24 protein-coding genes are annotated in these 21,520 nt (G+C 72.3%); 11 read left to right on the top strand and 13 right to left on the bottom strand.

What is annotated here, in order from left to right:
- Positions 1-19 precede the first annotated feature (19 nt).
- Positions 20-388, top strand: a complete 369-nt coding sequence (locus tag ACAX67_RS06490; RefSeq protein ID WP_370702992.1) for a VOC family protein — start codon at positions 20-22, stop codon at positions 386-388.
- Between the two features lie 18 nt (positions 389-406).
- Entirely contained in the window at positions 407-1,756 is a 1,350-nt protein-coding gene (locus ACAX67_RS06485) for an ABC1 kinase family protein (RefSeq protein WP_370702991.1), read from the top strand.
- Here ACAX67_RS06485 and ACAX67_RS06480 read toward each other — a convergent pair whose 3' ends face one another.
- From ACAX67_RS06480 to ACAX67_RS06465, 4 genes are read right to left on the bottom strand one after another with little or no spacing between them, the layout of a single operon-like run.
- A complete protein-coding gene (locus ACAX67_RS06480; protein ID WP_370702990.1) occupies positions 1,757-2,290 on the bottom strand; it encodes a DinB family protein in 534 nt (177 codons plus the stop codon).
- Between the two features lie 24 nt (positions 2,291-2,314).
- Entirely contained in the window at positions 2,315-3,058 is a 744-nt protein-coding gene (locus ACAX67_RS06475; protein WP_370702989.1) for a VOC family protein, read from the bottom strand.
- Positions 3,055-3,426, bottom strand: coding sequence for a pyridoxamine 5'-phosphate oxidase family protein (locus ACAX67_RS06470; protein ID WP_370702988.1), 372 nt, complete (start codon positions 3,424-3,426; stop codon positions 3,055-3,057). The genes ACAX67_RS06475 and ACAX67_RS06470 overlap by 4 nt, the downstream gene beginning before the upstream one ends.
- 25 nt (positions 3,427-3,451) lie before the next feature.
- The gene (locus tag ACAX67_RS06465; RefSeq protein WP_370702987.1) at positions 3,452-4,231 is read right to left on the bottom strand and encodes a sulfite exporter TauE/SafE family protein; all 780 of its coding nucleotides are present in this window, start codon (positions 4,229-4,231) and stop codon (positions 3,452-3,454) included.
- 19 nt (positions 4,232-4,250) lie between these two features.
- Between ACAX67_RS06465 and ACAX67_RS06460 the strand changes: the two genes are divergently transcribed.
- On the top strand, positions 4,251-5,096 hold the full coding sequence (locus ACAX67_RS06460) for a cobalamin-binding protein (protein WP_370702986.1): 846 nt from the start codon (positions 4,251-4,253) through the stop codon (positions 5,094-5,096).
- 57 nt (positions 5,097-5,153) lie between these two features.
- On the opposite strand, the gene ACAX67_RS06455 is transcribed toward ACAX67_RS06460, so the two are convergent.
- The 3 genes from ACAX67_RS06455 to ACAX67_RS06445 form a co-directional block, all read right to left on the bottom strand.
- Positions 5,154-6,779: an NHL repeat-containing protein gene (locus ACAX67_RS06455; protein WP_370702985.1), complete on the bottom strand. Its 1,626-nt coding sequence runs from the start codon at positions 6,777-6,779 to the stop codon at positions 5,154-5,156.
- 93 nt (positions 6,780-6,872) lie between these two features.
- The gene (locus ACAX67_RS06450) at positions 6,873-8,876 is read right to left on the bottom strand and encodes a VWA domain-containing protein (RefSeq protein WP_370702984.1); all 2,004 of its coding nucleotides are present in this window, start codon (positions 8,874-8,876) and stop codon (positions 6,873-6,875) included.
- Positions 8,873-10,297 (bottom strand): MoxR family ATPase, encoded by a 1,425-nt coding sequence (locus tag ACAX67_RS06445; RefSeq protein ID WP_370702983.1) that lies wholly within the window; start codon positions 10,295-10,297, stop codon positions 8,873-8,875. The genes ACAX67_RS06450 and ACAX67_RS06445 overlap by 4 nt, the downstream gene beginning before the upstream one ends.
- 51 nt (positions 10,298-10,348) lie before the next feature.
- Between ACAX67_RS06445 and ACAX67_RS06440 the strand changes: the two genes are divergently transcribed.
- The gene (locus tag ACAX67_RS06440; RefSeq protein WP_370702982.1) at positions 10,349-11,176 is read left to right on the top strand and encodes an adenylate/guanylate cyclase domain-containing protein; all 828 of its coding nucleotides are present in this window, start codon (positions 10,349-10,351) and stop codon (positions 11,174-11,176) included.
- 66 nt (positions 11,177-11,242) lie between these two features.
- Here ACAX67_RS06440 and ACAX67_RS06435 read toward each other — a convergent pair whose 3' ends face one another.
- From ACAX67_RS06435 to mshB, 5 genes are all read right to left on the bottom strand, one after another.
- Positions 11,243-12,430: a lipid-transfer protein gene (locus ACAX67_RS06435; protein WP_370702981.1), complete on the bottom strand. Its 1,188-nt coding sequence runs from the start codon at positions 12,428-12,430 to the stop codon at positions 11,243-11,245.
- Positions 12,427-12,888: a Zn-ribbon domain-containing OB-fold protein gene (locus ACAX67_RS06430; RefSeq protein ID WP_370702980.1), complete on the bottom strand. Its 462-nt coding sequence runs from the start codon at positions 12,886-12,888 to the stop codon at positions 12,427-12,429. The genes ACAX67_RS06435 and ACAX67_RS06430 overlap by 4 nt, the downstream gene beginning before the upstream one ends.
- A gap of 85 nt (positions 12,889-12,973) precedes the next feature.
- On the bottom strand, positions 12,974-14,734 hold the full coding sequence (locus ACAX67_RS06425; RefSeq protein ID WP_370702979.1) for a VanW family protein: 1,761 nt from the start codon (positions 14,732-14,734) through the stop codon (positions 12,974-12,976).
- 10 nt (positions 14,735-14,744) lie between these two features.
- On the bottom strand, positions 14,745-15,119 hold the full coding sequence (locus ACAX67_RS06420) for a hypothetical protein (protein WP_370702978.1): 375 nt from the start codon (positions 15,117-15,119) through the stop codon (positions 14,745-14,747).
- On the bottom strand, positions 15,116-16,039 hold the full coding sequence (gene mshB, locus ACAX67_RS06415; RefSeq protein WP_370702977.1) for an N-acetyl-1-D-myo-inositol-2-amino-2-deoxy-alpha-D-glucopyranoside deacetylase: 924 nt from the start codon (positions 16,037-16,039) through the stop codon (positions 15,116-15,118). Before mshB ends, ACAX67_RS06420 begins: the two co-directional genes overlap by 4 nt.
- Positions 16,040-16,064: 25 nt before the next feature.
- On the opposite strand from mshB, the gene ACAX67_RS06410 reads away from it, so the two are divergent.
- Positions 16,065-17,168, top strand: coding sequence for a hypothetical protein (locus ACAX67_RS06410; protein WP_370702976.1), 1,104 nt, complete (start codon positions 16,065-16,067; stop codon positions 17,166-17,168).
- A 1-nt stretch (position 17,169) separates the two neighbouring features.
- On the opposite strand, the gene ACAX67_RS06405 is transcribed toward ACAX67_RS06410, so the two are convergent.
- Positions 17,170-17,442: a hypothetical protein gene (locus ACAX67_RS06405; RefSeq protein WP_370702975.1), complete on the bottom strand. Its 273-nt coding sequence runs from the start codon at positions 17,440-17,442 to the stop codon at positions 17,170-17,172.
- 27 nt (positions 17,443-17,469) lie between these two features.
- Between ACAX67_RS06405 and ACAX67_RS06400 the strand changes: the two genes are divergently transcribed.
- The 6 genes from ACAX67_RS06400 to ACAX67_RS06375 are packed head-to-tail and all read left to right on the top strand — an operon-like array spanning position 17,470 to position 21,515.
- Positions 17,470-18,537, top strand: a complete 1,068-nt coding sequence (locus ACAX67_RS06400; RefSeq protein WP_370702974.1) for a hypothetical protein — start codon at positions 17,470-17,472, stop codon at positions 18,535-18,537.
- 3 nt (positions 18,538-18,540) lie between these two features.
- Positions 18,541-19,035, top strand: coding sequence for a 2-oxo-4-hydroxy-4-carboxy-5-ureidoimidazoline decarboxylase (uraD, locus tag ACAX67_RS06395; RefSeq protein ID WP_370702973.1), 495 nt, complete (start codon positions 18,541-18,543; stop codon positions 19,033-19,035).
- Complete coding sequence (gene uraH / locus ACAX67_RS06390) at positions 19,032-19,352, top strand: hydroxyisourate hydrolase (protein ID WP_370702972.1); 321 nt, start codon at positions 19,032-19,034, stop codon at positions 19,350-19,352. The genes uraD and uraH overlap by 4 nt, the downstream gene beginning before the upstream one ends.
- Positions 19,352-20,233, top strand: coding sequence for a factor-independent urate hydroxylase (gene pucL, locus ACAX67_RS06385; protein WP_370702971.1), 882 nt, complete (start codon positions 19,352-19,354; stop codon positions 20,231-20,233). Before uraH ends, pucL begins: the two co-directional genes overlap by 1 nt.
- Positions 20,230-21,036, top strand: coding sequence for a MurR/RpiR family transcriptional regulator (locus ACAX67_RS06380; protein WP_370702970.1), 807 nt, complete (start codon positions 20,230-20,232; stop codon positions 21,034-21,036). Before pucL ends, ACAX67_RS06380 begins: the two co-directional genes overlap by 4 nt.
- Positions 21,033-21,515: a nucleoside deaminase gene (locus ACAX67_RS06375; RefSeq protein ID WP_370702969.1), complete on the top strand. Its 483-nt coding sequence runs from the start codon at positions 21,033-21,035 to the stop codon at positions 21,513-21,515. The genes ACAX67_RS06380 and ACAX67_RS06375 overlap by 4 nt, the downstream gene beginning before the upstream one ends.
- The last annotated feature ends 5 nt before the right edge of the window (positions 21,516-21,520 follow it).

Raw genomic sequence — 21,520 nt, 5'->3', positions numbered from 1 at the left:
CGCGCCTAACGTGCGGGGCATGGCCATCGCACGCTTCCCGACCTTCGTCTACGACTGCCCGGACCCCACGGTCCTCGCCGACTTCTACGCCACGCTGCTCGGGTGGGAGGTGCAGGCCGACGAGCCCGACCAGGACTGGATAGACGTCAAACCGGCCGACGGGTCGAGCTGCCTGTCCTTCCAGGCCGTCGACGACTACCGGGCACCGACCTGGCCGACCCAGGAGGTCCCCCAGCAGCTCCACCTCGACGTGGTCGTGGACGACCTCGACGCGGGCGAGCAGGCCGTCCTCGAGGCGGGCGCGCGGAAGTCCGACCACCAGCCGGGCACCTCGTTCCGGGTCTTCCTCGATCCCGCCGGGCATCCCTTCTGCCTCTGCCTGGGCTGATCGGGGGACAATGAGGCCATGGCCGATCTCCCACGGACCGCCGCCGCCCGCACGGCACGCCTCGCTGCGCTCCCTCTGGGGTACGCCGGCCGCACCGCCCTCGGCTTCGGCAAGCGACTCGGAGGCAAGCCCGCCGAGACGGTGATGAGCGAGATCCAGCAGCGCACGGCGGAGCAGCTGTTCCGCACGCTGGGCGAGCTCAAGGGCGGCGCGATGAAGTTCGGCCAGGCCCTGTCGATCCTCGAGGCGGCGCTGCCCGAGGAGATGGCGGCGCCCTACCGGGAGAACCTCACCAAGCTCCAGGACTCGGCGCCGCCGATGCCTACCCAGACGGTGCGCGACATCCTCGCCGCCGACCTGGGAGCCGACTGGAGGACCAGGCTGGTCTGGCTCGACGGCGGCCCGACCGCCGCTGCGTCGATCGGTCAGGTGCACAAGGGCCGCTGGCACGACGCCGCGACGGGCCAGTCGCGCGAGGTGGCGGTCAAGGTGCAGTACCCCGACGCCGGCGCGGCGCTCGACTCCGACCTGAAGACCCTTGCCCGGGCGGCGCGCACGATCGCGCCGCTGATCCCCGGCGTCGACATCAAGCCGCTGATCGAGGAGATCCAGGCGCGGGCGCGTGAGGAGCTCGACTACCCGCTCGAGGCCGAGGCCCAGCGTGCCTTCGCCGCCGCCTTCCACGACGATCCCGAGATCGTGGTGCCCGAGGTCGTCGCCGTCGGGCCGCGCGTGCTCATCACCGAGTGGCTGGAGTCGGCGTCGTCGCTCGCGACGATCATCACGGACGGCACGCCGGAGGAGCGCGACCACTACGGCGAGCTCTACGTGCGCTTCCTCTTCTCCGGCCCGGCGCGCACCGGCCTGCTGCACGCCGACCCGCACCCGGGCAACTACCGGGTCATCCCCAACGCCGACGGCTCCCCCGGGCGCCTCGGCGTCCTCGACTACGGCGCCGTGGCGCGGCTGCCCGAGGGTGGCCTGCCGGCACCGCTCGGCCGTTTGGTGCGGCTGTGCGCCGACGGTGACGGCGACGCGATGATCGCCGGGCTGCGCGAGGAGGGCTTCCTCAAGGACAAGATCCGCCTCGACCCGCAGCTGCTGATGGACTACCTCGGCCCCTTCGTGGAGCCCAGCCGCACCGAGCGCTTCCGGTTCTCCCGGGCGTGGATGCGCGGGCAGTTCCAACGCCTCAACAACCCGAAGGACCCGACCTACACGGTGACGATCAAGCTCAACCTGCCGCCGTCCTACCTGCTGATCCACCGCACGTGGCTCGGCGGCGTCGGGGTGATGAGCCAGCTCGAGGCCGAGGCCCCGTTCCGGGCGATCATGGAGGACTACCTGCCGGGCTTCGCCCGGGCGTGATCAGTCGCCCGTGCTGCCGTCGATCGACTCACGGATGAGGTCGGCGTGGCCGTTGTGCCGCGCGTACTCCTCGATCATGTGCACCAGGATCCAGCGCAGGCTGTAGGGGTCGCCGCTGCGACGACTCGGGCGCGCCGAGAGTGTGTCGAGCCCGCGGGACGCGAGTGCCTCGTCGATGATCCGGTCGGCCCGCGCGACCGCCTCGTCGAAGAGTGCGCGGATCTGCTCGGGGGTGTCGTCGACGGCGCTGTCCCAGTCCCAGTCCTGGTCCTCCTCCCAGTCGACCCCGTCGAAGGGCGGCATGTAGTCGGCGCCGGCGAGGACGACGTCGAACCAGTTCGACTCGACCAGGGCCAGGTGCTTCATCATGCCGCCGAGCGTCATCGTGCTCGGCTCGAGACGTTGCGACAACTGCTCCCCCGTGAGGCCGTCGACCTTCCACCGCAGGGTGTCGCGGTGGTAGTCGAGGTAGGCGCGGAGGGTGGTGACCTCGTCACCGGCGAGGGGCGGGTGGCGGCGGTCGTCGGGATCCATGGCCGCGAGGCTAGCGCTGCCGGCTCAGCCGAGCACGCCGGTTTCGGGGTCGCGGTCGGTGATGCAGTAGCGGCGGCCGGTGGGGTCGGCGAGCACGGTCCACCCGGGCCTCGGGTCGAGCACCCGCGCACCGAGGGCCAGGTGGCGCTCGGTCTCGGCCGCCCGGTCGGTGGTCGCCCAGTCGAGGTGCGCCCGCACCTCGCCCGTCTCGTCCTCCAGCCGCTGCAGCAGGAGCCGGATCGGCTGCCCCTGCGGGCGCACCAGGGACCGGAACTCCGACACCGGCGAGGACCGCATCTCCCAGCCGGAGAGGTCGCGCCAGAAGTCGCACTCCCGGTCGTACGACGACGCAGGGATGTCGATGCACACCTGGTCGAGGAGCGAGGAGTGGCCGCCCGACCAGGTGGTCGGACGCGGCCGGACCTCGGCGCGGTGGGTCACGAAGCAGAAGGCCAGCCCGCCGGGTGAGCGGAGCACGACGTAGTCGCCCCTGTCGGCGACGACGGTGGCGCCGTGGCCGACGGCCCGGGCGGCGGCTGCTCCCGGGTCGGGCACGTGGAGGTCGAGGTGGACCCGGTCGTCGCCCTCCTCGATGCGCTGCACCCGCAGGTAGGCGTCGCCGTCGCGCGGCACGAGCGTGGCGAACTGGTCGCTCTCGCCGCGGGGCGGGCTGACGTCGTACCCGGTGAGGGCCGCCCAGAACCGCACGCCGTCCTCGAAGTTCCCGGGGGCGAGGTCGAGGAACGCGGTGACCCACGCAGGGGTCACGCGACCGGCTCGCAGTCGTGCCCGCAACCGTCGTCGGGCAGGGGGCCGTCGGCGTGGGCGGCCGGACGGTGCAGCACCGCGCTGCGCGGCACGACGAGCACGTCGGCACCTTCGACCGTCGCCGTCCCGTCGACGAGCATCGAGTGTCCGTGGCGATCGAGGGGCGGGAAGACGAGCGTGACGGCCGGGTTGCCGGCGAGGTTGGCCAGCGTGCCCTTGCCGGGGGCCGTGACCCGCAGCCCGCCGCCGTCGGGCGTCGGATCGACCGTGACCACCTTGACCCGACCGTCCTTCGTGGTCAGCAGGTAGCCGCTGCCGAAGCGCTGCAGCGCGTCCGTGATGTCACCGAGGTCGACGGGGATGCTCACCGGACCACCCTACGACGCCGCGCGGCTACCAGACCCCGATGACGTCGCCGCCGATGCGCACGATGAAGGCGGACACCACGAGGAGGAAGAACACCCGCACGAAGCGCGATCCCCGCTCCACCGCGGTCCGCGCGCCGAGGTAGCCGCCGGCGAGGTTGCACACGCCCATGAGGAGGCCGATCTTCCACAGCACCGCCCCGGTCGGCACGAACAGCAGCAGCGCACCGAGGTTGGTCGCCCAGTTGGCCAGCCGCGCCTTCGCGGACGCCTCGAGGAAGTCGTAGCCCAGCAGCCCGACCAGCGCGAACACCAGGAAGCTGCCGGTGCCCGGACCGAGCGCGCCGTCGTAGAAGCCGATGACCCCGCCGACCGCCATCGCCGCCACCAGGTGCCGGCGGCCGCGGAACCGGAGCAGCGTCTCCTCGCCGAGCTCCGGCTGCAGGACGACGTAGGTCCCCAGCACGACGAGCACCACCAGCACGATCGGCTCGAAGGCCTCGCGCGGGATCTGCGAGGCGACCAGCGCGCCGGCGAACGAGCCCACCAGGGCGCAGGCCATCAGCGGGCCGAACGTGCGCGGGTCGGGCCGGACCCTGCGGTAGTACGTCGTCGCGGCCGCCGACGTGCCGCAGATCGACGCCACCTTGTTGGTCGCGAGCACCTGGACCGGCGTCGCGCCGGGGAGCCCGATGAGCAGGGCGGGCAGCTGGATCAGCCCGCCGCCCCCGACCACGGCGTCGCCGAAGCCGGCGGCGAGCGCCGCGAGACCCAGCAGCACCAGCACGGTCAGGGACGGATCGGACATCGCCCCTATTCTCGGGCACGTGCGCATCGTGTCCCTGCTGCCCTCCACCACGGAGATCCTCTTCGCCATCGGCGCCGGCGACTCCGTCGTCGGTGTGACCTTCGAGTGCGACCACCCGCCCGAGGCGCGCGACCGCCGGATCGTGTCCACCTCGGCGATGCCCGAGGGGCTGGCGCCGGCGGAGATCGATGCCTTCGTCGCCGAGGCGATGCGCCGCGGCGTGGACCTCTACCACCTCGACTCGGGCGCGCTGAGCGGCATCGACGCCGACCTCGTCGTCACCCAGGACCTGTGCGCCGTGTGCGCCGTCGACGTGTCCGTGGTGGACGACGCGCTCACGCACCTGGGCTGCAGGGCCGAGGTGCTGACCTGCGACCCGCACACGCTCGAGGAGGTGCTCGCCTCCATCGAGACCCTCGGGAGGGCCACCGGCCACGCGGCGGAGGCCGCCACCCTCGTCGCGGCGCAGCGCGAGCGCCTCGCCGCAGTGGCGGCGCGCGTCGACGGCCGTCCGCGGCCGCGGGTGGTGCTGCTGGAGTGGACCGACCCACCGTTCGCGCCCGGCCACTGGATCCCCGAGATGATCGAGCTGGCCGGCGGCGAGTGCGTCCTCGGCACCGCGGGCGAGAAGTCCTACCGGGTCACCTATGACGACGTCGCCGCCGCGCGCCCCGACCTGGTGGTCGTCGCTCCGTGTGGCTACGACCGTGCCGCCGCACAGTCGTTGGCGGACGACCTCGTCGCGAGCGGCGTGCTGCCGGCCGGCGTACCGGTGCATGCCGTGGACGCCAACGCCTCCTGGGCCCGCCCCGGCACCCGGCTCGTCGACGGCATCGAGGAGCTCGCCGCCGTCCTCCACCCCTGAGCGGCTCCCGTAGTTGTCAGAGTGACCCCCAGGTCACTCTCACAACGACGCGAAGCGTCAACGCACGAAGCGGAACCGATGGGTGGGGCCCGTGTTCGGCTCCGCGATGTCCGTGCTCGGCGCGACCGCCCTGATGCGCCACAGCACGCCTGCGAGCTCCCGATCGCCCTGGACGTAGGCACGCAGACGGCTGCGGTCGTCGAGGCGCAGGCAGCGGACCGTGTCGACCGCACGCCAGCGACCAGCGACGCGGACGTCCAGGTCGACCGTGGCACATCGTCCGGGCTGGGCGGGAGCGACCTTCGCCACGATGAGCGCGCGATCGTGCACGCCGTACTCCGCCACGTGGTCGCGAACCCTTCGTGCACCACGCAGCTCGCTGGTGACCCGGGCCCGCACGTAGACACTCCCGTCCTGGATCTCGACGGCGCCGACGTTCTCGTCGTCCCCCTCGAACACGACCATCAGGGTCATCGTCCGGCCAGGTCGCACGGAGATGGAGAACCGGCCGTCGCTCCCGGCAACGGTCGTCCCCAGGGCGACCGGGGCGGTGAGCGTGTGCCGCGTGCCGTAGACCGCGACGGTGCGGTTGTCCGACCGGGTCGCGAGATCGCCGGTGACCGTGACGGAGTCGCCGAGGTCGATCGTCCGCTCGACGTTGAAGTTCTTGACGTGCAGCGTCGACCGCCAGCCCGGGCGGTACGACGTGAGGTACCGGGCCTTGCTGTAGGGATTCCCGAGGACCGTGTAGAGAAGGTGTGTCCCGAACGCGAGACCGCCTGTCTGCGGTCCCCACTCGCCGCTGTTCTGCGGTCCGTACGTCGACCTGCCGGCTGGTGTCGCGAACTGGACGCCCCCGTCGCCGGACGCTCCGATCAGACCGTCCTGGCGCACCGCGACCGCCGCGTTGCCGAGGGTCCCGATGTCTGCCGGCCCCTCATAGGCGAGCCCCGGCAGACCGGAGATGCTCAGCCGGTAGCTCGGGTAGCCCGTCGCGCTGAACAGCCGGGCGCCGTCGGCGCTCACCGCGAGGTCGTCGATCGTCCCTGAGAGGGTCGCTTCCCCCAGCAGGGTGAGTGCGGGCGAGCCGTCGGCGCCACCGATCTCGAACGACCGGACCTCACCGGTGCGTGTCGCAGTGACCAGGAGCCCGTCTCCGGCGTCGAGCACGTATGCGGACGGACGGTCGTCCACCTCCGTCACCGCTCCCGTCGCAGGGTCCACTGCGACGACACCCGCGCCTTGGGCGCAGCTCGAGGCCACCCAGAGCAGGTCGTCCGCGTAGGTGATCTGCTGCGGGCAGGGCGAGACCGTGGCGGGCACGGTGGTCACCTCGAGGGTCTTGGTGTCGACGGCAGCGATCTGGTCGACCGCGTCCACCACGACGTAGAGCACGGAACCGTCGTCGTTCAGCGCCATCGCACGCCCCGGGCCGTCGAGCATGACCGACTCGTGCGTGGAGAGGTCGGCCGAGGCAACCATCAGGGTGTCGTCCCGCTGCGTGACGAAGACCCGGCCGAAGGCGTCGTCGACGACGACGTCGGAGAACCCGGTGAGCGAGATGGTGGTGCCGGTCGGGGGTGGGGGCGCGAGGGACGAAGGAGCAGCCGTCGACGGCTGCGCCGTCCAGCCCATACCGGCGCCGAGCACGGCGCACAGTGCGACGACGGTCGTCGAGAACATGCGGGTGCGCAACGAGATCCCCCCGAGCTGTGCGACAGAACCCGCAGAGCCTATTCGCCGCCGGCGCCGGCCGCTGCCGAACCGCCAGGCCGGTCAGCCGACCCAGAAGCCCCGGCCGCCGAAGAAGTCGCCGTAGGAGCCGGGGCCGAAGCGCTCCCGCGGCCCGCGGGAGCCGAGGTACGACGACACGACCGCCGCACCGAGGTCGTCGGTCTCCGGGGCGATGACGGTGCCCTCGGCGCGCTTCGCCATCGACTCGATGAAGCGCGCCAGGCCGGGGTCGTCGCCGAGCCGGAAGAACGTCGTCTGGGCGCCGAGTCGGCGCGCGTTGTCGAGCTCGCGCACGGCAAGCGCGATCGTCATCGGGTGCGGCGGGTAGCTGAAGAACACCTCGCCGTCCGGCTCGAGGTGGGAGGTCGGCTCGCCGTCGGTGACGATCAGCAGGACCGGCTGGGCGTTGGGGTGCTTGCGGAAGTGGCGATTGGCCAGCAGCAGGGCGTGGTGGAGGTTGGTGCCCTTCGCCCAGCGCGCGTCGAGGGCGGTGAGGTGCTCGATCTCCATCGTCTCCGCGTGGCGGCCGAAGCCGATGAGCTCGAGCGAGTCGCCCCGGAAGCGGGTGCCGATCAGGGTGTGGAGCGCGAGCGCGGTGCGCTTCATCGGCACCCAGCGACCGTCCATCGCCATCGAGAAGCTGGTGTCGACGCAGAGCGCCACGCACGCCTGGGTGCGCGCCTCGGTCTCGGCGACCTCCACGTCCTCGATCGAGAGCCGCGGGCCGCTCGGGTCGCCCGCACGCCGCTGCACGCCGTTGAGGATCGTGCGCGGGATGTCCCACGGCTCGGTGTCGCCGAACGCCCACTGGCGGGTCGCGCCCGACAGGTCGCCCGCGGCCCCCGCCTGCCGGAGCTCGCGCTGCCCCTGCCGCCCCGACAGCCGCTGGGCCACGTCGCGCAGCAGCGCCTTGCCGAGCTGGCGCATCGCCTTGGGGGTCAGCCGCAGCTCGCCGTCGAAGCCGCGCTCCATCGCGCCGGTCTGCCGGAGCGCCTTCTCGAGCTCCTGCAGGCGGCGGGCGTCGACGGCTGCCTGGTCCCCGAGCTGGCGCGCCAGCTTGTCGAGGTCAACGTCGTCGAGGCGCGCCCCGCCGTAGGACTGGGAGAGCTGGTCGGCGAGCGCGTCGAGGTCGGCCAGGTCCTGGAGCATGCCCGTGCCGTCGCCCAGGCCGACCCCCTGGTCGCCCTGGAACCGCTCGGACCCGCCCCAGTCCTCGCCGGGGCGCAGCCCCTGGAGGTTGGCGTCCATCCGGGCGAGCTGCTCCATCAGCTGGGGCGACCCGAACGCCTGCGCCGAGAGCTCCATCAGCTCGGCGCGCTGCTCCGGCGTCATCGAGTTGAGCATCCGCTGGGCGGCGGCGGCCCGCTGGGCCATCGCGTCGATGAGCTCCTCGACACTCTTCGGGTCCTCCGGGAAGAAGTCGCCGTGCTTGTCCATGAACTGCTGGAAGTCCTCAGGGGTGTCCTCACCCCGGGCGTGCTTCTCCAACAGGTCGTTGAGGTCGGCGAGCATCTCCTGGATGGCCGCCCGGTCCTCGTCGGTCGCGCCCTCGAGCGCCTGCTTCATGCCGGCGAAGCGCTGGTCGAGCAGCTCGCGACCGAGCAGGTCCTTGATCTGCTCGTAGGCCGCCGCCGCCTCGGGCGACTGCCAGTCGTAGTCGGACAGCTCGGTCACCGCCGCGGCCGTCGAGTCCGGCAGGTTGTCGAGCCGCAGCTCGCGGAACGCGCGGTCCCCGTCGTCCATCATGGCGTCGCGGGCCAGCTGCTTGCGCTCCTCGAGCACCGCCTGGTCGAGCAGCTCGCGGACCTCCTGCAACGTGCCGTCGAGGTTGTGGCGCTGCAGGATCTCCCGGCGCCGCTCGGCCACGCGGCGGGCCAGGTCGTCGAGACCCTCCTGGTCGCGCCCACCGCGGCGCAGGAACTCCTGCATGGCCCGCTCCGGGCTGTAGCCGGCCATCACGTCGTCGCCGATGGCGTCGAGCGCCTCGGCGATGTCGACCGGCGGGGCGAGCGGGTCGCCGCCGTCGTACCTGCGATAGCGGCTCATCCGTAGATCGTCTCGCTCCCGTCCGAGTCCTTGCCGATCTTGCGCGCCAGGAAGAGTCCCTCGAGAGCCAGCTCGATCGCGGCCGCGCGCTCGCCGTCGGTGTCACCGCCGCCGTCGCCGTAGAGTCGCTCGCAGACCTGGTCGTAGAGCTCGGACTCGCCGAGCACCGGCAGCCCGATCAGCACGTCGCGCGCCGACACGGCGGCGCCGGTGGTCACCGTCGCGCCCTCCTCGATCGCGTCGACCAGCAGGGCGAAGTCGAGGCCGCGGAAGTGCTCGCGGACGACCTCCGCCGTCGCCGTGCGCAGGAGGTGGGTGAGGATCTCGGCCTCCCGGCCCTCCTCGCCCGACTCGAACTCGATCTTCCCGCCGAGCACGTCGACGGCCGTCTCCAGGTCGACGACCCGCGCGACCGCGGCGTCCTCGCCGAGGATCGTCGCGCGCCGCAGCGCCGAGGCCGCGATCGTCTCGGCACCGGCGATCGCGAACCGCGCCGAGACCCCCGAGCGCTGGTCGACCGCCGTCGACTCGCGCAGGTTGCGGGTGAACCGGGCCAGGACCTCCAGGAGCGGCTCGGGTACGTCGGCGACGAGCTGGGCCTCCTGGCGGATCACCGACATCTCCGCCTCGAGGGCGGACGGGTAGTGGGTGCGGATCTCCGCACCGAACCGGTCCTTCAAGGGCGTGATGATGCGTCCGCGGTTGGTGTAGTCCTCGGGGTTGGCCGAGGCGACCACGAGCACGTCGAGCGGCAACCGCAGGACGTAGCCGCGGATCTGGATGTCGCGCTCCTCCATCACGTTGAGCATCGCGACCTGGATCCGCTCGGCGAGGTCGGGCAGCTCGTTGATCGCGACGATGCCCCGGTGGCTGCGCGGTATCAGGCCGAAGTGGATCGTCTCCGGGTCGCCCAGCGAGCGGCCCTCGGCGACCTTCATCGGGTCGACGTCGCCGATCAGGTCGGCGACGCTGGTGTCGGGGGTGGCGAGCTTCTCCGCGTAGCGCTCCGACCGGTGCTGCCAGGAGATGCGCAGGTCGTCGCCGTAGGACGCCGCCGCCGCGCGCGAGGCGTGGGTGATCGGCTCGAAGGGGTGCTCGCCGAGCTCGGACCCGCTGATGACGGGCGTCCACTCGTCGAGCAGGCCGACCATGGTGCGCAGCAACCGGGTCTTGCCCTGGCCGCGCTCACCGAGCAGCACGATGTCGTGGCCGGCCAGCAGCGCGCGCTCGAGCTGCGGGATCACGGTCTTCTCGAACCCGTGCAGCCCGGGCCACGGGTCCTCCCCCGCCGCGAGGCGGGCGAGCAGGTTGTCGCGGATCTCGACGCGGAGCGGCTTGTGCACGTGTCCGGTCGCGCGCAGCTCGCCGACGGTGCCGGCGGTGGGGGCCGGGGTGGTGTTCTCGGAGGAGAGAGAGGTCACACGATCACGCTACTCAGCCTCCCAACCATCCAGCACCCCTATTCTGACGCCGTGACGGTGGTGCTGGCGGTGCTCTGCGCGGTGCTGGCGTGCGCCGTGGTGGCGCTGGCGGTCGGCGTACGTCGTCAGCGCGACGAGATCGCCGAGCACCGCGTCCACGTCGAGCAGCTCGAGTCCGACCTGGCGACGGCGTTGCGCCCCCCGCCCGCCCAGGGCACCACCGAGCGTGCGCTCAGCAGGATGATCCGCACCGCGAGCAAGGTGCGCGAGCAGGGCATCACCGGGCTGATCCAGAGCACGATCGAGGACCTGTCGGCCTGGGCCAACGAGGAGCAGGCCGAGATCGTCCACATGGCGGCGCCCGACGGAACCGTGACGATCTTCTTCTCCGACATCGAGAACTCCACCCAGCTCAACGCCCGGATGGGAGACCGCAGCTGGGTCCGCGTGCTCGAGGCGCACGACCAGCTGCTGCGCGCCCGGATCGCGCAGTACCGCGGCCAGGTCGTCAAGACCGCCGGCGACGGCTTCATGGTGGCCTTCCGCGACGCCGAGGCGGCTTGCCGGGCCGCGGTCGCGATCCAGAGCGACCTGCGGCGCCCGTCCGAGCAGCTGCGGCGACACGGCAAGGTGCGCGTGCGGATCGGCATCCACACCGGGCAGGTCGTCGCCAAGGACGGTGACTACTTCGGTGAGAACGTCGCCCTCGCCGCGCGCGTCGCCGACCTCGCCTCGGGTGGCGAGGTGCTCTGCAGCGACGCCGTGCGCGACGCCCTCGACGACGACGCGTCGGTCGCACTCGTCGACCCGACCGACCCACTCGAGCTCAAGGGCCTGCCCGGTGAGTACGTCGTCTGGCGGGTCGTCCCGCCCACCTGACGTTTCCCCTGACGTGCGGGTCGTGTTTTCGCCGATTTCCGACCCGGTGGTCAGGGGAAACGGCGATCAGCGCGCGAGGAGCACCGAGGAACCGTGGCCGAAGAGGCCCTGGTTGGCGGTGATGCCGACCGTGGCGCCCTCCACCTGGCGTCCGACGGCCTGGCCGCGCAGCTGCCAGGTGAGCTCGCAGACCTGGGCCAGCGCCTGGGCGGGGACGGCCTCCCCGAAGCAGGCGAGGCCGCCGGAGGGGTTCACCGGGATCCGGCCGCCGATCGTGGTGTCGCCCGCGCGGAGCAGCACCTCGGCCTCGCCGCGCTTGCAGAGCCCGAGGTCCTCGATCCAGTCCAGCTCGAGCGCCGTGGAGAGGTCGTAGACCTCGGCCACGTCGACGTCCTCGGGGCCGATGCCGGCCTCCTCGTAGGCGGCGTCGGCGATCGACTCCTTGAAGGTGCGCTCGGGCGTGCCCGCCGCGAAGTGGTCGGTCGCGAGCAGCGGCATGTCGATGACCGCGTTGGGGAAGGTCGGCGTCACGGTCGAGACCGCCTCCACGCGGACCGGGTCGGCGAGACCGTGCGCGCGGGCGTAGTCGAGCGAGGTCAGCACGACAGCGGCAGCACCGTCGGAGGTCGCGCAGATGTCGAGCAGGTGCAGCGGGTCGGACACGATCGCCGAGCCGAGGACGTCGGCGACGGCCACCTCCTTGCGGTAGCGCGCGTTGGGGTTCTCCAGCCCGTGCCGGGCGTTCTTCACCTTGACCTGCGCGAAGTCCTCGCTCGTAGCGCCGTAGAGGTCCATCCGCCGGCGCGCGTAGAGCGCGAAGTACGCCGGGTTGGTCATCCCGAGCAGCTTGAACCGCAGCCAGTCCGGGTCGGTCCACCGCTCCCCCGCGTTCGGAGCGAGGAAGCCCTTCGGTGTGGTGTCGGCGCCGACGACCAGCGCGACGTCGCACAGGCCGGCGAGGATGCGCGCCCGCGCGGTGTCGAGCGCCTGGGCGCCGGTGGCGCAGGCGGCGTACGACGTCGCGATCCGCGCGCCGTTCCACCCCAGCGCCGAGGCGAAGGTCGAGCCCGCGACGTAGCCGGCATAGCCGTTGCGCACGGTCTCCCCGCCCACGACGAAGTCGACGTCGGACCAGGCGATGCCGGCGTCGGCGAGTGCCGCGCGGGCGGCGTGGACGCCGTACTCGACGAAGGGCCGGCCCCACTTGCCCCACGGGTGCATGCCGACCCCGGCGACGGCGATGGCGTTGCTCACTGGTCGGCCTCCTCGCCCAGCTCGGTCACGGGCTTCCAGCGCCAGATGGTCCGCTCGCCCGTCTCGTCGGACTCCAGCGGCTCCACGACCAGCTCGACCTCGGCCCCGACCCGCAGGTCGGCCACGCCGTAGCCCGTCGCGACCTGGCCGAGCACGACGAGGCCCTCGGGCAGCTCGACCGCAGCGAGCGCGAACGGCTCGAAGGGATCCGTCGTCGCGACGTACGGCGCCGGCGGCTGGTACTGCGCGTCGGTGTAGGACCAGACCCGCCCCGTGCGGGACAGCTCGGCCGGCTCGTGGGTCTCGCCGTCGCAGGCCGGGTTGCGGCAGAAGCTCGCGGCGTCGGCGGGTGGCGGCGGGAAGACCAGCGTGCCGCACGTCGTGCAGCGCGACGCGACGAGCCGCGGGTCGTCGCCGGTCGTGAACCAGCCGGCGATCGCCGGAGTGGAAGTCGTCATCGAGCGCCCCTCGCGAAAACTAGAACGTGTTCTCACTCTACCGGACGTGGCGTCCCCCCGCGCGAGGCGCTCACGTCGCCCGGGGTCAGGGGCTGTCGGTCTTCGGCGGCGGACCACACACGACGCTGTCGGCGGCCGTGTAGGAGGTGTGGAGCTTCTCCGTGTGGTCGATCGCGTCCTCGCCGTGCTTGCGGAAGATCCGCGTCACGTCGACGTCGAAGCCGGAGTAGCCGGTGAACGCCTCGCAGTCCGGGGTCGTCAGGTGACGGGTGACCGGCGCGCGGTAGTTGTAGCGCGGTCCCGTCTTGGACTCGATGTCCCACAGCTTCGTCGAGAAGATCTGCACGGTGACGATGCCCTGGGCGGAGACGGTCGCGGGCGTCACCGACGCATGGATGAGTACGCCGTAGGGCGTGTCGTTCTTGAAGCGAAGGTCGACCGTCGGCCACGCCACGGTGGCCTCCCGGCCCTCCGGGTAGCGGTCGATGTAGAACGAGTGCGGCTTGTGCTCGACGTCCTCCAGGCCCGCGAAGAAGGCCGCGTTGAAGGTCGTGGTCGCCATCTGGGAGACGCCGCCGCCGTAGTCGAGCTTGAGGATGCCGCCCTGGATCGTGTAGCCGATGGTGAAGCCGTTCTCCTTCGTGCGCTCGCCGACGGTGTCGTTGAGCGAGAACGTCTCGCCGGGCTTCAACAGGGTGCCGTCGATGAGCTCGGCCGCGCGCGGGATGTTGATGTTGCGGTATTCGGCGTAGGGGTAGTAGGTCGTGAACTCGGAGATCTTCTGCTTGATGCCGAGCGCCCGCGCGTCCGCCGTCGTGAAGGACGCCTCCTCGACGGTGGCCTCGACCTCGCCCGACCGGTCGCCCTCGGCGGCGGTGAGCAGGTCGGTGAAGACCCTCACGACGTCGGCCGGGTCGAAGGACACCCCCGGCTTGGCCTTGACGATCCTCGGCTTGCCGTCGACCAGCTCTACGCTGGCGTCGACCGGCTCCCCGGTCGTGGTGGCGCTCTTGACCAGCCGGGTGATCCGCCGCTCGTCGATCCTCGGCACGAGCACGCCATCGTCAGGCACCATCGACAGGGCCGTTGCGTACTGCCGCGGCTGCAGGCGCACCTGGGACCTGCCGAAGACCAGCGTGACCGAGGACGACATCGCCGGGTTGGCGAAGCCGTCGAGAGCGGCCTGGACATCGGCGTCGTCGATGTCGGGCTCGGCCGTGGTGACGGTCAGCTCCGCGGAGTCCTGCTCGCCCAGGAACGCCGCGGTGATGGCGTCGCGTGCGGCATCGAGGTCGACCGCCTCGCCGGGGACCGGGTTGACGACGGACACACCGTCCTCGCCGAAGGTGACGGCACCGTCCTTCGGCGGCACGCCGAGCCCGGTGGTGAGCTCGCCGAGCCGGTCGGCGAGCTGGGACTCGTCCACGTCGACCACGGCGTCGGCGTCGTCGCCGCCGGTGAAGTAGTCCCACTGGCGGTCGGGCCGCCAGCTCTCGCCCTGGCTCACCGCGTCGATCGTGGCCTCGTAGTCGATCTGCAACCCGATCTCGTCGGGTCGCACGTCGGCGCTGCGCCCACCGGCGACCTCGACGTGCAACGGCTGCGCGGCCCGGGCGCCGAGCTTCTCCTGGAGCTCCGCGATCGCGGCGGACCGCGTCATGCCGCCGATGTCGATACCGGAGACGGTCGTGCCGAGCGGCACCTTGTCGGCCGCGACCTGGTGGGCCAGCGCGTAGCCGCCGCCGGCGAGGAGGGCGAGGAGCACGAGCACCAGCAGGACGATCCAGCCGCCCGCCCGCTCGCGCTTGACCGGCCGGTCTCCGGGTGCCTCGTCGAACAACGTCACACGCGCCATCCTAGGAAAGGGGCGCGTCGCTTTCCGCAACGTCGCCCTCCGGCGCGCGGTGGTCGACCAGTCCCACGACCCCTCCCATCAGCACGGCGACGCCCGCGCCGAGCAGGAGGTAGCCCCGCACGTCGGCCGCGACGAGGAGGTCTCCCTCCGGGCGCTTGAACGACAGGCCCATCACGGTCAGGCACCAGCCCAGCGCGAAGGACAGCCGGAGCCACCACCCGCCCGGGAGCGCCACGAGCAGCGCCGCCGTCGTGACCACCCCGAGGGCCAGCCCCCAGACGTAGCCGTGGAGCAGCGCGGACGCCGTACCGATCACGGCGCCGCCGGCGAGGCAGAGCACCGCGACCGGCAGCCGCAGGGCGAGCGACCCGTTCACTCCACCGCGAGACCCGCGAAGAGGTCGGTCTCCCAGCCGTTGTCGCCCACCGGGCCCTGCTGGCCCTTGACCAGGCAGTAGAGCTCGCGGCCCCAGACCTCCTGGCCCGCGTTGTCGGCGAGCGCGAAGAACGGGCTGTCGACGGTGATCTGTGTGGCGTGCGCGCGCAGCGCCGCCATCTTCTGATCGATGTGCTCGGTGCCGTCGACCTCGGCCGAGATGTCCTCGTCGGCCCGGAAGAACGCCGGCAGCGGGCCGTCGGGGTCCATCCCCTCGAACGTGGTGGTGTCGCCCGCGTCGCGCAGCCGGCGCAGTCCCTCGCGGAGCCGGCTCTCCGACATGGCGCCCCAGTAGATCTTCGCGATGTCCCAGGGCTCCCCCAGGTCACGGCGGTACGCCGGCGCGGCGGCCAGCGCAGCGGCGTACATCGCCACCCGGTGGGCCTGGATGTGGTCGGGGTGCCCGTAGCCGCCGAACTCGTCGTAGGTCACCAGGACCTGCGGCCGGACCTCGCGGATCACCGCGACGAGGTGGCTGGCGGCCTCGGTGAGGTCGGCGTTCCAGAAGGCGTTCTCGTGCACCTCGTCGGCCGCGATCGCGTGACCGTCCTCGTGCCACTTCATGCCGGAGTCGCGGTAGGTGCCGAAGCCCCCCAGGAACCGGTGGTCGGTGACACCGAGCTCGCGCATCGCGGCGTCGAGCTCGCCGCGGCGGTGCGCGCCGAGCCCGTCCTCCTTGTCGGCGGCCAGGTGCTCGAGCTCCGGCACCAGGATCTCGCCCATCTCACCGGCCGTGCAGGTCACCAGCGTGACGCTCCGTCCCTCGGCGACGTACTTGGCCATGGTCGCGCCCTGACCGATCGACTCGTCGTCGGGGTGGGCGTGCACGAGGAGCAGCCGGTGAGCCGCGGAATCAGCCATGCGAGACAGCGTAATGATGGTGCCCATGCCCCTCGGTCCTCGCCCACCCCACGTCGTGCTCGCCCTCGTCACCGGGGTCCTCCCGCTGCTGACGTCGTGCGGCCTCTTCGACGGCGGGTCGACCCTGGACGACGCGTTCGAGTACCTGCCGGCCAGCACGTCGCAGCTGCAGTTCTCCGACCGCGAGGCGATGGCCGAGCGGCTGCACGTCGACGGCATCGACCCCCGGAGCGTCGACGACGCAGACCTCGACGACTACACGCACGCGCTCGCCGACAAGGACTCCGACCCGCTCGCCACGACCGAGCTCACGAGCTACGTCGCGGTGATGCGGGACGGGCCGTTCAACGACTTCGACGTGCAGTGGCAGGCGCGAGCGACCTGGGGCGAGGACCCCGACTCCCCCGACGGCACCGCCTTCGTGTGGAAGGTGGGCGACGACCTCGACTTCGCCGCGCTCACCGACGACCTGGTGGACGCCGCCTATAAGGAGGGCGGCACCGACGACCAGCCGATCTACTCCAACGAGACGTCGGCGGTGGACCCCGACACCGGTCTCGTCGGCGGGCACTTCCCCCTCGCCATGGTCAACGTGATGCTCGACGAGGACGAGCACCTCGTCGTGGGGTCGCTGTCCGCGGACGCGCTCGCCGCCATCTCGAGGGTGATCTCCGACGACGCCGACTCCCTCGCCGACGACGGCTCGCTCGACGACCTGGTCGACGCCGCCGACGGCGATCCCGAGACCGCCCTGGTCACCGCCGGCGGCGACGACGCCTGCGTCGGTCCCGCCAGCTCGCTGCCGCCGGACCTCGTCGACAGCTACACCGACCTCGGCCGGCCCGAGGCGCGCGCGCTGCTCGTCTCCGGCAAGAACGCCGACAAGGTCGTCGTCGCGCTGCAGTACGACGACGACGATGCCGCCAAGGCCGACGAGGACGCCCGCAAGGCGTTCATCGAGGACGGCACCGACCCGCTCAGCCAGCGCCCGATCAAGGACCTCGGCGACTTCGAGGTCGACCGCGACGGCGACCTGCTGCTGATCGAGGGCGACTGGGCCGGCGGCCCGCGGCAGGCGCTCCAGGCGGAGACGTCGGGCGGCGGGCCGGGACTCTGCGTCCCGGGCTGAGTCAGCCCTCGCGCTTGATCCGGCGCGGCTCGGTGGGGAGGGGCAGGGGCGCGGACGCGGGCTCCTCGTCGTCGAGGTCCAGCCAGCCGTCGTACGTCTCGACGAGCATCTCCAGCTGGATCATCGGCGCGTCGGTGACGACCGCCCAGGGGTGGTCCTCGTCGTCGTCCTCGCCCGCAAGCCGCTCCCGGCCGACCGTCGCCTCGTAGCCGCCCTTGACCAGCGCCCGTGCGGCCGACCGCGCGTGGTCCTCGTCGAAGAAGATGCCCCTCACGAGCACCATGATCTACGTTTGACCGCCGTGGACCAGACACCGCCGCCGTACGGCGTGCACCTGTCGCGCTCGGACGAGAACGTCGCGGAGATCGACGCGCTCGCGGCCGCCCTGGCCGCGCACGGTGGCGGCAGGGTCGGGACGGCCGGGCTCCTCGACGACCTCGACCGCCGGATGCGCCGCACCTACCTGCCCCACCCGCGGTTCCTCGGCCGCGCCGTCGACCGGGCGCTGACCTGGGAGGCCCGCGACCGACGCGACCCGACGTGGTGGCCGCAGGGCATCAGCACGTCGGTCCGCACCGACGTGGAGCGCGACGTGCTCGTGACCTCGTGGTACGCCAAGGACGAGGCGCAGGGGTCGCGCCTCAGCTTCATCGACCTGGCGTCCAAGCGCTACCGCCACGTGCTGCTCGTCGAGCCGACCATGAAGGACGGCGTGCCGGGGTTCACCCCCCTGCGCGCCCACGCGGGCGGCATCGTGTGGCACGGCCCCTACGTCCACGTCGCCGCGACCGGCCGCGGCTTCCTGACCTGCCGCACCGACGACGTGATGCGGGTCCCGGTCGCCGCCGGCCTGCCGACCTACGGGCACGACCACGTCCTTCCCGTCCGGTTCGCCTACCGTGCCGCGACCGACGAGGGCGTCGCCCGGCTGCGCTACTCGTTCATGACGCTCGACCGCAGCACCGAGCCGCCGTCGCTGGTCGTCGGCGAGTACGGCAACAGCAAGCAGACCCGCCGGATCGCGCGCTTCCCGATGGACGCCGGCTCGGGGCTGCTCGCCACCGACGAGGACGGACTCTCCCGGCCGGTCGTCGAGGGCGAGGAGGGTCTCGCGCGGATGCAGGGCATCGCGATCGCCGATGGCGTCTGCTTCGTGACGTCCTCCCACGGACCGCACGGCTACGGCTGGATGCACGTCGGACGGCCCGGCGCGTTCGACACGGTGAAGTGGGCGACACCGCCCGGCCCGGAGGACCTGGTCCACTGGCCGGCGACCGACCTGCTGTGGTCGGTGAGCGAGCATCCCCGCCGCAGGTGGGTCTTCGCGATGGATCGCACCCGCCTGCAGGGGCGGACCAGGTATATCTGACGCGTGCGCATCGACGAGTTCAACGACCTGCCCGCCGACGAGGCCGAGGCCCTGGTGCGCGCCTGCGCGGACGCCGAGGGGTGGGTGCGCGGCATCGTCGCGGCCCGCCCGTACGACGACGCCGACGAGCTGGTCGCGACGGCTGCCCGCCTCGCGGACGAGTGGACCGAGGCCGACGTCGACCAGGCCCTCGCCCACCACCCGCGGATCGGCGAGCGCCCCGCAGGCGACGGCGCTTCCGCCGCGGCGTCCAGCAAGGAGCAGGCCGGGGTCGACCCGGCCGACGCGGAGCTGGCCGAGCGGCTGCGCGCGGGCAACCGCGCCTACGAGGAGAGGTTCGGCCGGATCTACCTCGTGCGGGCGAAGGGCCGCTCCGGCCCGGAGCTCCTCGCGCTCCTCGAGGAGCGGCTCGGGAACACCCCCGAGGAGGAATATCCGGTGATGGTCGCCCAACTCCGGGACATCGCGCTCCTGCGGGTGAAGGATCTCCTCCTATGAGCACCGTCTCCACTCACGTCCTCGACGCCGCACTGGGCCGACCGGCCGCCGGCGTGGTCGTGATCCTCCGCAGCGCCGACGGCACCCAGCTCGACGCTGCCACGACCGACGTCGGGGGGCGCGCGCGGTTCGACGTCGCCGTACCCACCGGCGACCACGAGCTCCTCTTCGGCACCGGACAGTGGTTCGCCGAGCAGGACCGGGAGACGTTCTTCCCGGCGGTGACGCTGTCGTTCACCGTGACCGACGGCCAGCCGCACTACCACGTGGCGCTGCTGCTGAGCCCGTTCGCCTACACCACCTACCGGGGGTCCTGATGAGCGACTACACGCTGTCGGACCTCCAGCACGGCAAGGCCGAGGTCCGCCTGGTCAAGGTCGACCGCTCGGACGACGTCCACGTCCTGCACGACCTCAACGTCACCACGCAGCTGCGCGGCGACTTCACCACCGCCTACACCGAGGGCGACAACAGCCACGTCCACGCGACCGACACCCAGAAGAACTCGGTCTACGCCCTGGCCCGCGAGCACGGCGTCACCTCGCCCGAGGCCTTCTTGCTGGTGCTCGCCGACCACTGGTCGGCGCAGCCGTGGGTGACGGGCACGTGGTTCGCCGCCGAGAGCTACGCGTGGGAGCGGCTGCCCGCCAACGGCCACTCGTTCGTGCGTGCGGCCCAGGAGACACGCACCGCCTGGCTCCAGTCGTACGGCGACGAGCGGTTCGTGCTCGGCGGCCTGACCGACCTCGTGGTGCTCAAGAGCACCGGCAGCGAGTTCCACGGGTTCCCGCGCGACCGCTTCACCACCCTCGCGGGGACCGACGACCGGATCCTCGCGACCAGCGTGACCGCCACCTGGCGCTACGCCTCGACCGAGGTCGACTGGGACACCGCCTACGCGACCGTGCGCGCCGCCATGACGGGCGCGTTCGCCGCGACCCACAGCCTGGCGCTGCAGCAGACCATCCACGCCATGGCCAGTGCTGCGCTGGACGCCTGCCCGGAGGTCGTCGAGATCCGCATCGCCTGTCCCAACAAGCACCACTTCCTCGTCGACCTCGCCCCCTTCGGGCTCGACAACCCCGGCGAGGTGTTCTTCGCGGCCGACCGCCCCTACGGCCTGATCTCCGCCACGCTCACCCGCGACGGGGTGGCGGCCGAGCCGCGGGCCTGGGCCGGCGTCGGGGCGCACGCATGAGGATCGACGAGCGGATCGCCGATCGCCACGACTCGCTGACCCCGCAGGAGCGGCGCGCGGCCGCGACCCTGCTCGAGAACCTCGACGACCTGGCGACCTACCGCGCGGCCGAGCTCGCCGACCTCGCCGGGGTGAGCCGCGCGACGATGAGCCGGCTCTTCCGGAGCCTGGGCTTCGAGGACTTCGACGAGGTGCGCGAGCACCTGCGGTCGCTGCGCGGCGCGGGTGAGCCACGCCGGATCGACGGCGCGCCCAACGCCGAGGCGCTCGCTGCCGCGGAGCAGTCCGCGATCCTGCGGGCGATCGAGCACCCCCGGATCCCCGAGGCGGCCGGGCTGCTCGCCATGGCGGGCCGGGTCCTCGTGGTCGGCTGGCGCAACAGCTATCCGGTGGCGCTGCACCTGCGCGAGCAGCTCGTGCAGGCCCGCGACCACGTGACGGCCGGCCCGGTGCCGGGCCAGACGACGGGCGAGGAGCTCGTCGGCCTGGGCGCGGAGGACGTGGTCGTCGCCGTCGGCTTCCGCCGGCGTCCCAAGGGCTTCGGCGACTTCCTGGCCGAAGCCGGCACGACGGGGGCCTCGGTGATCCTGATCGGCGACCCGACCGCGGTGGCGCACGCCTCCGCGGCCTCGATGTGGCTGGAGTGCCCCCTGCAGCACTCGCTGGCCTTCGACAGCTACGCGGCTCCGATGGCCCTGGCGAGCGTGCTGGCCGACGCCGTGCTCGGCGCGTGCGGCCGCCCCGGCAGCCGCCGGGTGCGGGCGATCACCGAGACCTACGAGCGGATGGAGGAGGTCGAGTGACGACGGACGACCACACCGAGGCGGCGTGGCTGGCCCGCGCGATCGAGCTGGCCACCTCCAACGTCACGCACGGCGGCGGTCCGTTCGGCGCCGTCATCGTGCGCGGCGACGAGCTGGTCTCGAGCGGGCAGAACCGGGTGACCCGCGACAACGACCCGACCGCCCACGCCGAGGTGGTCGCGATCCGCTCCGCCTGCAGCCTCGTGGGCGACTTCTCGCTCGCCGGCTGCACGCTCTACACCTCCTGCGAGCCGTGCCCGCTCTGCGTGTCCGCTGCCCTGTGGGCGCGCCTCGACCGCGTCGTCTACGCCGCCGACCGCGACGACGCCGCCCGTGGCGGCTTCGACGACCGTGCGTTCTACGAGCTCTTCGAGACCCCGCGCTCGGAGTGGACGATGCCCGTCACGGCGCACCGTCTCCACGACCGGTCCGCCCCGTTCGACGCCTGGCTCGCCAAGGACGACCGCACGGCCTACTGACGCCG

Source organism: Nocardioides candidus, assembly GCF_041321175.1.
Classification (GTDB): Bacteria; Actinomycetota; Actinomycetes; order Propionibacteriales; family Nocardioidaceae; genus Nocardioides.
Note: the sequence above shows the minus strand (reverse complement) of the source record. Positions and strands in the feature narration are given on the sequence as shown.